Below are 12,836 nucleotides of genomic sequence, written 5' to 3' on the forward strand. Positions count from 1 at the left end.
CATGGGATGAGATTTTCCCTTCCAAAATAGATTCAGCAAATATAGAGCATGCGGAAAACTTACTGTCACATTCTATTAATCATGTAAATGGCTTAGAGTACAGCTTACACCTTTTTGAATCTATTACACAGTGGGCACAAAAGCACAATATAGAAATAGGTCACCGATTTAAATGGTTAGTTGACGAACTCGCAGATTTAAGAACAAATCGTATTTTAGTAACGGGAACTTCAGGAAATGGAAAAACTACATTTATTAACTCTATATTAGGAGAAAACATATTAGAAAAATCAATTTCAAATGTAGTAGTTTTAAAAAATGATGCTCATATAGAAATAAACGCTATAACAGACTCAGCAATTACAACAACGGAAGATGTCTCTGATTACCATAATATGATGTCTCAGCACCATCAAACATATAGAGATAGAGCGTGTGTTGAATTTAAATTACCATGCAGATTTTTAAATGAAAATAAACTTACATTTGTAGTGACACCTGGCTTTAATAGGAATAACGACACTAGAGATGAGATATTCGAATATTTAAATTCTGTAGACGAATTACTGTTCGTATTGAATGCGGATTCACCTTTTACTGACAAAGAACGTGACATTCTATTAAGTATTCAAGAACATACGCCAAATTTACAAATTCATTTCTTATTAAATAAAATCGATAACATTTACAGTGAAGCAGAAGTGAAAAGGGTATTACATGATACGGCAACGAGAATAAACACATATTTCCCGCATGCGAGAATTTTCCCTTATTCCTCGTTATATACAAGTAGTAAACAATTAAATGATTTAACTGAGTTTATTCATTTTAACTTTAATCATAAAAATATCGATGCAGAACGTACTGAAAAGTTATTATTTTTCATTCGAAAAACAATTACATATCTTTTGGATAAACGTGTTGAGAAAGAAAATAATCTAGTAGATGCTATTAATTGGAATGAAGATATGCTAGTGAAACTAAACGGTAGCATTAATAACCTTACTGCATTTGAGAGGGAAAAAATTCATTTCATTACACAATCATATCGTTCAATGAAGACTGAAATTACAAATGATCTTACTGAAAATATTCCGAAGATATTAAAGAGCTGTTCTAATTTAATTAGTGAAGAAAGTGATTTCGGGCACATGGATACGGAACTAAATAAAGCAATGAATGAAAAAGTGCATAAATATTTAGAACAAACTGTATTACCTAATCTCGCTCTTTCTATGCAAAATTGGATTGCAACTTCTAATAATGAGCTTCTTCAAAGTCAAACGTATTTAGAAGAACTTAGTGAAGGGCTTAATTCACTATTTGGAGAAAATAGAATACAGTTAGAATGTGATTTTAAAGTGCTTGATGACTGGCGCAGAGATACTGACAGGATGACGACTAGAATACAAATGGATGAAGTAAATATTTTACGTCGATTTACGCCAGCACAATTTTTGTTGAAAAGTGCCGGTAAATTATTTGGAGTTCTTCCTAAAAATAAATCTATGCTATATAACAAATACAAACAGTATGTAGAAAATGAAGATTATACTGAAGTAACGGCTTCTATTATGAAGAAATTTTTCTTGCAATTTGAGCTGTTTGAAAACACACAAGAGCGAGATATTAATATATTCTTTAGGAATCCATTTAACTCCTTAAAGCAAGCTGTAGAAAACACGCATTTAGAAATACAAGAAAAACAAGAGATATTACATAAGATGAAATCAAATCCTGAAATCTATCATGATTCTATCATGCTTTTTGAATTGAGATTGCGTCAATGTGAAGTAATTTTAAATATAGGTGATGATAATACCTATACGGATGTAGCTTTAGAAACAAGCGTAGAATAAAAGTAAACACATCAGATTTTTTATATGAAAAATCTGATGTGTTATAAGAAAGTAAAAAGGAGCAATTGTAATAAGTTGCTCCTTTTTCATATATAGATTATTTTTCTGTTTCTTTAATTTTAGTTTGTACTTCGCCAGTTTTAATTTTATTACTTTCTGAGAAGCGTAATAAATCGCCTTCAATAATTTTGTCAGACATTCGTAATTCATTTTGTGCACGTTTAATGAGGGCTTGAGCTTCTTTTTTTGGTAAATCTACAATTTCCCCTGTTATACGGTCGTAGAAAGTGTTGTTTTTGTATGCATACTTATCTGTAACGAAGCTACCATCGCGTAAAACAACAAAGCCAGTATATTCATCTGAAAACATATCATGGCCAAAACGGATATCATTCGTAGAACCAACACCTAATAAATTTAGAATAGTAGGTTTCATATCGATTTGTCCCGTAGGCTTTGAAATAGTTTGACCTTCTGTTTGTCCAGGAATATGAATATATAAAGGTGTACGTTGTAAATTTAAAGTATCAAATTCTGTTATTTGATCTTTGTCTAAAAACTGTGCCATTGCACGATTATGTTTTTCGGAAATGCCATAATGATCACCGTATAACACAATAATAGAATCATCATACATTCCCTCGGCCTTTAAACGCTCAATAAATTTTTTAATTGATTCGTCTAAGTAACGTGCAGTTACGATGTAACGATCGAATACGCCATTACCAGAGTTGTATGGTTCAATGAATTTTGTATCTTCATCATACGTGAATGGATAATGGTTTGTTAAAGTAAGGAAACGAGCATAGAATGGTTGATCAACAGTTTTTAATATATCTACTGATTGATCAAAGTATTCGATATCTTTTAATCCCCAATTTAAATTTGTTTCTGGCGTAATTTTGTAATCAAGCTCATTATAGTAACGATCATAACCAAGAGCGGAGTACATAATATTACGATTCCAAAATGTTGCGTTATTCGCATGGAATACAGAAGTGAAATAACCTTGCTGACGTAAAATTTCTGGAGTCGCAGTATAATCATTGTTACCGTGTGTGAAGAATACAGCCCCTCGATTTAATGGATACAACGACGTATCGATTAGAAATTCAGAATCGGATGTTTTCCCTTGACCAGTTTGATGGAAAAAGTTATCAAAGTAATAACTTTCATTTATGAATTCATTTAGGAATGGTGTAACTTCTTGCCCATTGACTGATGCGCCTATTAAGAAGGTCTGCAAGGATTCAAGAGTGACGACAATTACGTTTTTTCCTTTCGCTGCACCAAACATATTAGGGTTTGGCTCGCTTTGGTTTGCTTTTACGTAGTTTTCAGTTTCTTGTAATTTACTACTATCAGCAAGTGCTTTTTGTGACCCAGCTTTTACTTGCAGTGTTAAGTCATATACTTGGTGAGTATATAAGCCTAAATTTTTGACAAGCATTACCCGGTCGAATGATCTCGTTAATAATTCAGGGCGCTCTTTTTCTGCAAGCTGTAGATTCGCAAAGAATACACCAATCGTTAAAAGAAAGTATAACAAGCGTGTAGAATGAGTTACACGTTCTGTTTTAAAGACCAATGATTTCTTTTTTAATAAAATAAAGAAGAAAACAATGTCTACGAATGCGAGTATAATTTTGTAGTTTAATATCTCTATAATACTGCCGCCTAATTGGCCAAAGTTTGAGGTTTGTCCAAGTACTGGTAATGTAACGAAATCACTATAAAAATCATAGAACATTACATTTCCAACAAGCACGATCGTTAATAAGAAATTAATACATAGCGCTATATAATTTCGCTTTTCACCAGTTGCAAATAATGCTAATCCAACAAATGCTAATGATGCGGCTAGAGGGCTAATAAACAAAATAAGCTCTTGCGTTGAAGACTCAATTTTTAAATCAAAACTGAATCGCGTAATAAGATATGTTTTTAACCATACTGCTAAAGCCATTATTATAACAAAACTTATATTTTGCATTTGTAAATTTATTTTATTCTTCATTTTTACACCTTCTTTATACAATTTATTTAATTGAAGTTATATATTATGTTTTTATAACTATTAGAGTTTAATGAACCATTTAGATTATGTTTTCTAAAGGGAATAATTTGAAATATTCATATACATACAATGGGGATTTTTAAAGCGTAGTAGCATAAATATAACTCTTTTTGAGAAACGGGCAGAACAAGTCATTGTTGTAGTGAAATTGACTTATAGACATCCTACCATATTAAACACTATGATGATGTTACAAAATATCGAACAAATGAAAGTGAAAATGGATAGAGACTTTTAAAACTGTTGACATTCAATTTATTAGAATTGAATGTCAATCGTTTTAAATATACAGTTATGTTACATATGTATTTTGTAAAATTCCGTTTCTTTGCCAGTTAATCATTAGCCGGGAAGGATAGGAGGGATTATTAAAACACTTTTACTATATATAAGTAAAAGTGTTTTGGAATTGAAAATATTTGACTGACATCTTAATGATAGAAATTAAATGTCAGATAAGTACTTTCCAACATACAGACCACTTGCAGCAGCTTGAGATAAGGAATGAGTGACGCCGGAACAATCTCCAACTAAAAATAGTCCATGCACACTTGTTTCAAAAGAGTTATTGATTTTTATCGTAGGAGCATAGAACTTTCCGTCAATTCCATATAGTAAAGTATGTTGATCAATAGGCTCTTGTATAAATTGTTCTAAACGTAATAAAAATTCTTTCAGCCCTTCAATATATAATTGAGGAACTTCTTGATTCAAATCTCCATAATCCCCCTGTAGTGTAGGTTGTATACGATTATGTTCCATGCTGTTTTTCGCCGTAGGTTGTTTCTTTAATAAGTCCTCTAAGCGCTGTATAACAATCCGATCTCGTCCTTGGTTAATGCCTTTAATAATTGAACTTGCGTATACATTTGCTTCTTTGAGAGTTGGAAAATAGCGAGGAATAAATAAAGTGAAGTTTAAATTAGAAGTGCCAGTTCCTTGCTCTCGAAAATTTTGACCGTCAGGCATAACTAAACCTTCTTCGTACTTTCGAATGATGCGTCCTTTTGGATTCATACAGTAAGTAGTTGCTGTGAAATGCTCACCTTGATAAGAAAGTTTTGTTTCAAAAGTATCTTTTAATATAGAACGTAATTGATGTTCTTTCATTTCTACTCTAATTCCTAAATCTACACGTGTTTGCTCCTGAGAAATACTTAGAGAACTGCATATTTCTTTTAACCAATCGGCCCCTGAACGCCCAGTTGCAAATACTAGTTGCTTAGTTTGAACTGTTCCTTGATTTGTCTCTATTGTAAAATAATCTTCCTGTTTCAGAATATGTTGTACATCTATTTGAAATTTGATCTTTATTTTCGTCAGTAAAAATTCATAGAGCTGCTGAAAAATGTTATTGGAAAGGGGAGTACCAAGATGTCTTACTTCTGTTGTTAGCATTTGTAAACCACACGCTTCAGCTCTTTTAGTGAGACTTGAATTTTCAGTACAATATTTTGAGACAGAACTTCCACCAAACTGACATAGAATTTCATCTACTTCAGCCATGAGCTGTATAAAGCCCTCTTTACCGACTTTTTGCTCAAGTTCTCCGCCAAATCCGTTTGTATAATTAAATTTCCCTTCAGATCTTCCTAAACCACCAAACCCGAAATATTTATCACATGTAGTACAATTACACACTTTTCCTTCGTCTAAAGGACAATGGCGATCTTCTAGCGCTTTACCTTTATCAAGAATTAAAACTTTTTTGTTACTTTTAGCTAGTGAATAAGCCATAAAAATGCTACTTACTCCAGCGCCGATAATTGTAACATCATACATATTCTTTCACCTGCTAACGAATAGTTTGTTTTTTATTTTTCTAGTGTATAACAATTTTATGAAGTTAAGAAATAGCTTTTATTAATAAAGTGGGAGTTTTTGAACTTGATGCTGTATTAACTTCTCCGAGTGGTGGAGTAAATACAAAAATTTTTATTTGAAAGAAGAAATAGTTTGAAAAATCACTATGTCATATGATTAATAACATCTTACATAGAAAAAAAACAGACCTTTTAAGTGAAGAGGTCTGTTAATGATTTTAAATCTTATTTAGCAAACACATGGTTACCAATTACTGCTACTGTTTGACGTGTCGTAATCCACTTGTCTGTTGATGTTTTTGGATTGTAGAAATAAATCCAGTCAGAATGTACTCCATTTGTGGAGATAGCCTCTTCTACAGCCATTTTTGCTTCTGCACTTGCAGGCTGATTAATTCTGCCATCTGTAACAGGAGTAAATGCATATCCGTATTTAATAGGTTCATAAATAACACCTGTTATTGTATTTGGAAAACCTTTTGCATTTACACGATTTAGTATAACTTTTGCTACTGCTACTTTTCCTTTATAGGATTCGCCACCTGCTTCAGCAGTAACTAAGCGTGCCATTAAGTCTTTTTCTTTTTGTGAAATGCTTGAGTTAATTTTTAAATGTTGTCCTGTATAAAGCTTGTTTCCGACTGTATTGTTAATTTGTTTTATAGATTGGACGGTGACATTGTAACGCTTTGCTATCGTTTCTAATGAATCCCCCGGTTGTACTTGATAAATAATTTGTCCAGAAATGCTCGCAGGCTTGGCGTTTTGAGGAACAGTGATTTCATTTGATTTCACGGACCCTGGAATATGTAACTGTTCGCCAATAAAGGTTTTATCGTTTCCTTTATTATTAGCCTGTTTAATGGATTGTATTGAAACTCCGTATTGTTTACTAATGCCCCAAAGTGTATCGTTCTTTTTTACTGTATGAATGGTAGAAGCTTCAGCTGTACTTTGACTACATACGAATGTAATTGCAGCCGCGGATAAAGGGATTATATGTTTTATTTTTAGTAATTTCATTGTAAATCCTCCTAAGAAAAAATTAAGGTGAAACTATTAAGTAATGTAGTTCAGAATGTGTATATGCGTAATATATTAATGTAAGTATATTAGCACATATAAAATAAATAATCACTATAAGTTTCATATTCGTGTAGTGTAGAGTCAGAATATGAAATATTGCATATGAAAATACATTGAAGTTCATATTTCTGATTACTATAATCTATTTAGTAGAAAGGGAATACGTTATAGAAATAAAATCATTATAGATTAATATAATGATTAATAATTATTAATAGGAGGATTGATGTAATGAAAATATTTCAAAAAATGTATGCGTCAACTGTAATCATTACAACACTTTTAGGAACAGGAGGCACTATCAATAGTGTACATGCTGATTCTATAGAACAGCAGAGTAAATTAGGGATAGAACAAGAAACAGATAAGCAAATCATTGTAAAATTTAAAGCAGATTTGGATTTTCCATATGAAGATGGTATTGAAAAACAAATACAATCTCAAACGAATGATAAAGTAATAAAAGATCTTTTGACAGAATATCCAGATGTAACATTTACTCGTTTATTCACATCTGTAAGCCCGGAACAAATACAAAACCTTGAAGTGAAAGCACCTAATCATGTATCTACAAGTTTATTAAACTACTATATTCTTCAAAATCAAAATAGTGGGTATGAAGAAGAAATAGTAGATAAGTTAAAGGCATCTTCTTTAATAGAAGATGCGTATATGAAGAAACAAGAGAAAATAATGCCACCTGAAGTGCAATCATCAAGTGTAGCTCTTAATCCTAATAAAAATCCTAGATTTAAAAAACAAGGTTATCTTGAAGCAGCCCCATACGGTATTAATGCGCCTTTCGCCTGGGGAGTTCAAGGCGGTAATGGAAATGGTATCACTTTTGTTGATATGGAATACGGATGGCTATTAAATCATGAGGATTTATTACATCAAAATATTGAATTAATGTCTGGAAGAAATATAAATCAGCATGTCGGTCATGGGACGTCTGTACTAGGAATTGTATCCTCTGAGGACAATGAAGTCGGGAATATTGGGATTGCGCCAAAAGCGAAAGCAAAGGTTATCTCTCAAATAAGAGATAACGGACAGTATAATACGGCTGATGCAATATTAAGCGCTGTAAATCAGTTAGAAGCTGGGGATGTTTTATTGTTAGAGGCGCAAGCATCCTTTGATGGATATGGTGATAAATATTTACCTGTTGAAGTACAACCAGATATTTTTGATGCAATTCGTGCTGGTACAGATAAGGGAATTGTAATTATAGAGGCTGGAGCAAATGGGTGGAATGATTTAGATCAGTTCAAAGATAGAAAGGGTAAGCAAGTCTTAAATCGTAATAGTAAAGATTTTAAAGATTCGGGTGCAATTATGGTAGGAGCTGGCTCTTCATCTTTCCCTCATGAACGTATGTGGTTTTCGAATTATGGAAGCCGTATTGATGTGTACGGATGGGGAGAAAATGTAGATACAACTACAGCCGAGCAAAGTAGAAGTGCTGTAAATCTTTATACTTCAAGCTTTAGCGGAACATCTAGTGCTTCGCCAATTATTGCTGGGGCAGCGACTTTAGTACAAAGCATTGCTAAAGAAAATTTAGGACAACCATATAGACCTAGTGAACTAAGAGCAATATTAAGCAACCAGAGCACAGGAACAAAATCTAAAGATCCATATGCAGATAAAATTGGTGTTTTACCAGATTTGAAGTCTATACTAGTAAACTTAGGCTATGAACAAAGAAAACTAAACGGTGGGAATGAATTACAAGTAACAGAAAATGAACCAAATAATGAGCCTAGACAGGCAAATAAAGTTAACTTTCATACACCGGTGAAAGGAACGCTACATAATAGTGATAGAGTAGATGTATTTACTTTCCAAATTGACTCGCCGGAAAATATTAATATTTCTCTACTAAATGAACAAAATATCGGAATGACATGGGTACTTCATCATGAATCAGATTTAAATAACTATGTAGCATATGGTGAAAATGAAGGAAATGTAGTTAAAGGAACTTATAATGCAAAGCCAGGAAAATATTATTTATACGTCTATAAATATGAGAATAAAGATGGTTCATATGTATTGAACATAAAATAAGCAAAAGGAACTTCAGATGAAGTTCCTTTAAATTTTTCTAATTTAGTATATGTGAATGATTTTTTAACTTTACTTCTATGCAATATTTCATATTGATGAAATGTTATTTATTTTTTATGAACTAGCTTATATTATATTCAATAAGTTTGATATAAAAACAGAAAAAGAGAGTGATAATAATGAGAAATAAGAAGTTAATTTTGAAATTATTCATATGTAGTACAATATTTATCACATTTGTATTTGCTTTACATGATAAGAGAGTAGTTGCAGCTAGCTCTGTTAATGAGCTTGAAAATTGGTCGAAATGGATGCAACCTATACCTGATAATATTCCGTTAGCACGAATTTCAATTCCAGGAACACACGATAGTGGGACGTTCAAGTTGCAAAATCCGATTAAGCAAGTGTGGGGAATGACGCAAGAATATGATTTTCGCTATCAAATGGACCATGGAGCTCGCATTTTTGATATAAGAGGACGTTTAACAGATGATAATACGATAGTTCTTCATCATGGGCCATTATATCTTTACGTAACACTGCATGAATTCATAAATGAAGCGAAACAATTTTTAAAAGATAACCCGAGTGAAACAATTATTATGTCTTTAAAAAAAGAGTATGAGGATATGAAAGGGGCAGAAGATTCATTTAGTAGTACGTTTGAAAAAAATTATTTTGTTGATCCTATCTTTTTAAAAACAGAAGGAAATATAAAACTTGGAGATGCTCGTGGGAAAATTGTACTACTAAAAAGATATAGTGGCAGTAATGAATCTGGAGGATATAATAATTTTTATTGGCCAGATAATGAGACGTTTACCACAACTGTAAACAAAAATGTAAATGTAACAGTACAAGATAAATATAAAGTGAGTTATGATGAGAAAGTAAAATCTATTAAAGATACAATCAATGAAACGATGAACAATAGCGAGGATTTAAATCATCTATATATTAATTTTACAAGCTTGTCTTCGGGTGGTACAGCATGGAATAGTCCATATTATTATGCGTCTTATATAAATCCCGAGATCGCGGCATATATTAAACAAGAGAATCCAAAAAGAGTTGGTTGGGTTATCCAAGATTATATTAGTGATAAGTGGTCACCGATTCTCTATCAAGAAGTTATAAGAACTAATAAGTCGCTTTAATTTTTATCATAATTTCATAGAAACAATATAACTCTATTAAAAGTCTTGTGGAATTCCCATAAGACTTTTTAGTATTTGATAGTATGAGAATCAAGTTCTTCGAATATAATTATAAGATTAATAAAAAAATGTCGATAAATGTCGATTGTTGTTGTAATATAAAACAAGTAAAATATAATATATAGATGGAGTGATTTTGTTGTCTTTTATTAAAAATAGTAAAATTGGAACGAAATTAAATGTGTTAGTCATTATATCGAGTTTGGCTTGTATCATGTTATCTTCACTCGGGTTTTTAGGGCTTCAAAAAGGTGAAAATGCATCTTCTAGTATGTATGAAGAAAGACTATTACCAATTGAATGGATAGGAATTGTAGAATCAAATTTTCACCATGTTAATATGAATTTTATGGAGATTATGATATCGAAAGATGAAAAAAGAATGAAAGAACTCATAATAGAAATGGATAAGACTAGAAAAGAAAATGATGAGCTGTTAAAACAATTTGAAACTAGAATTAGTTCTCATAAAGAAAAAGATTTGTATAATGCGTTTCAAAGTCAATTTAAAGATTTAAGAGTACAAATGAAAAAAGCACAAGATTTGGGACTGACTAATAATGAAGAAGCCTATAGCTATTATTTAAAAGAAATTGACCCTAATATGGAAAAAACAATTCAGTCTATTCGTGAACTTATTTTATATAATAATAATGCTGCTGAACAGCTACAAAAAGAGAATGTTAATAGTGTGAAAAATACAATCATAACATTTGTAATTATTTCATTTGTTGGAATCATAATAATCATTTTTATTGGTTTTATAACAAAAAATGCTATAAAAAAACCAATTGTATTATTACAAAAAGATATGGAACGAGTATCTGCTGGAGATTTAACAATTCGAACTTCTTATAAATCCGAGAACGAATTAGGCCATATTGTACAGTCCTTTAATAGTATGTTAGATAACTTGCAACAATTAGTCGGTCAGGTGAAGGTTACGGCGAAAGAAGTGATTGTTTCAACTGAAAATATGCTACAAGAGACGAAAACGGCAGCACATATATCAAACGAGGTTGTTCGAACTACTTCTGAAATAAATAAAGAAATAGAGGGACAAGTGACTAGTATTCAAGAAAGTTCAACTTCAATGGAAGAAATTGCAACTGGTGTTCAAACAGTAGCTGAATCTTCAGCGATGGTTGCTGAAGTTGCTGTTGCAACAATAGACCAAGCAAACTCTGGTAGTGAAGTTATAAAACAATCTATTCATCAAATGAATAGCGTGAATGAAGTTGTCGAAGAAACTTCTAAGGTCATTGATAGACTTGTTACGCGTACACAACAAATTGAAGAAGCGTTAGATGTTATTACTAATATTGCGGAACAAACGAATTTACTTGCTTTAAATGCTGCAATTGAGGCAGCACGTGCTGGAGAAAATGGAAAAGGATTTGCAGTAGTTGCAGCTGAAGTAAGAGGTCTAGCTGAGAAATCTAAAACATCTGTAAATGATATAAATAATTTAATACGTTTTATACATCAAGATACAGAGGATACAGTTCATGTAATGAAAAAAGGTCAACAACAGGCTAGTGGTGGTAAAGAAGCAGCGCATAAGGCAGAACTCGCATTTTCATCTATTATGCAAGATATTAATAGAATAACGACCCAAATTCAAGAAGTGTCTGCTGCCACAGAAGAAATGTCTGCTGGGACAGAAGAAGTAAATGCCTCTTTGTCAATAGTTTCTGAAACTGCAACACAAGTCGCACAAGAAACGAATCGAACGGTACAATCAATTCAAGCACAAGCCACATTGATTCAAGAAATAACGACGAAATCTAATGAAATGAAAAAGAAAGTCGAAAATTTAGAAATGCTAATTTCACAATTCATTATTGAAGAATAAGTCTATTAACATTTATCCCGCTATTTGCCGGGCAGTAAGACCCCTACCTCAAAATTCAGCGGAAGCAAAGAAGTTAGGTAGGGGCCTGCTGCCCGTAAAAGCCCGATTGGTGAAGACTGATTAAAGTTTCACTTTATCATTAGTATAAACTTTAAGATACTCAACATAGTGCTGTGTTGTATAATTTGAAAAAGGACCTTCATAGGTTCTTTTTTGTAAATGGTGTGAACGATACTTTTCATTATGAAAAAATCAAACTTTTAAATCGGGTTAATTTCAAGTGGAAAATGGATATAATTAACCTTGCGAAAAAGCAACTGGTCCTAAGTGATCAGTTGCTTTTTATTTTTAAAGTGGATGAGCAAAAAAACGCGAAAGTGGTTGGTCCGCTTTTTACAAACATCTATTATGATAAGAGAAGAAAGGTAGTATGTTATCAGTGTTTTAAAGAGGAAGGTTTTTATGTAAGTTCTTTAATTAAAATAGATGGGTCTTAGAGAGGTGAAAAGACAATGAGTTTTGCAATTTCACTAGTCGTTATTATTGTAATTGTATCGCTATTTGGGACTGTACTAGTTGCAAGAAACGTGGAGGAGAATTACGGTAAGTCTACAAAAAGAAATGTGAAAAACTTATCTGCAATCTATATTCTTCTTCTTTTTGTTCTACTGGTTGGGGTAACATGGTATGTGGTAATGATTTGATAGTTTGTGAAAGAACTGAAATGAGAGTATGAAGTTGGAATTTCAGAAGCTATCGAGTAATCAGAAAGAGAACTATTTTGGATATATCCATTTACGGATAAGAAAATGTGACTAATTAATACTATTTTTACGGTGAATA

At 32.1% G+C, this 12,836-nt stretch carries 8 protein-coding genes; 5 read left to right on the forward strand and 3 right to left on the reverse strand.

The features are described 5' to 3' along the window. Positions 1-1,859: dynamin family protein (locus MR160_RS14975; protein ID WP_242297660.1), on the forward strand; the 1,859-nt coding region annotated here is incomplete at its 5' end. Positions 1,860-1,956: 97 nt separating this feature from the next. Here MR160_RS14975 and MR160_RS14980 read toward each other — a convergent pair. From MR160_RS14980 to MR160_RS14990, 3 genes are all read right to left on the reverse strand, one after another. Then, positions 1,957-3,876: an LTA synthase family protein gene (locus tag MR160_RS14980; protein WP_000791036.1), complete on the reverse strand. Its 1,920-nt coding sequence runs from the start codon at positions 3,874-3,876 to the stop codon at positions 1,957-1,959. 504 nt (positions 3,877-4,380) lie between these two features. Further along, positions 4,381-5,718: an NAD(P)/FAD-dependent oxidoreductase gene (locus tag MR160_RS14985; protein WP_000272409.1), complete on the reverse strand. Its 1,338-nt coding sequence runs from the start codon at positions 5,716-5,718 to the stop codon at positions 4,381-4,383. Between the two features lie 266 nt (positions 5,719-5,984). Next, positions 5,985-6,782 (reverse strand): cell wall hydrolase, encoded by a 798-nt coding sequence (locus MR160_RS14990; protein WP_000771008.1) that lies wholly within the window; start codon positions 6,780-6,782, stop codon positions 5,985-5,987. A gap of 294 nt (positions 6,783-7,076) precedes the next feature. Here MR160_RS14990 and MR160_RS14995 point away from each other — a divergent pair, with 294 nt between their 5' ends. The 4 genes from MR160_RS14995 to MR160_RS15010 all read left to right on the forward strand — a co-directional run bounded on the left by MR160_RS14995 (position 7,077) and on the right by MR160_RS15010 (position 12,697). Further along, positions 7,077-8,918, forward strand: a complete 1,842-nt coding sequence (locus MR160_RS14995; RefSeq protein WP_000689210.1) for a S8 family peptidase — start codon at positions 7,077-7,079, stop codon at positions 8,916-8,918. Positions 8,919-9,097: 179 nt separating this feature from the next. After that, positions 9,098-10,078: a phosphatidylinositol diacylglycerol-lyase gene (gene plcA, locus MR160_RS15000; protein WP_001244684.1), complete on the forward strand. Its 981-nt coding sequence runs from the start codon at positions 9,098-9,100 to the stop codon at positions 10,076-10,078. Between the two features lie 199 nt (positions 10,079-10,277). Next, positions 10,278-11,993, forward strand: a complete 1,716-nt coding sequence (locus MR160_RS15005; protein ID WP_242297661.1) for a methyl-accepting chemotaxis protein — start codon at positions 10,278-10,280, stop codon at positions 11,991-11,993. Positions 11,994-12,505: 512 nt separating this feature from the next. After that, positions 12,506-12,697 (forward strand): hypothetical protein, encoded by a 192-nt coding sequence (locus MR160_RS15010; protein WP_000006462.1) that lies wholly within the window; start codon positions 12,506-12,508, stop codon positions 12,695-12,697. Positions 12,698-12,836: the final 139 nt, after the last annotated feature.

Origin of the sequence: Bacillus cereus group sp. BfR-BA-01382 (assembly GCF_022663475.1) — a bacterium.
Taxonomy (GTDB): Bacteria; Bacillota; Bacilli; order Bacillales; family Bacillaceae_G; genus Bacillus_A; species Bacillus_A thuringiensis_S.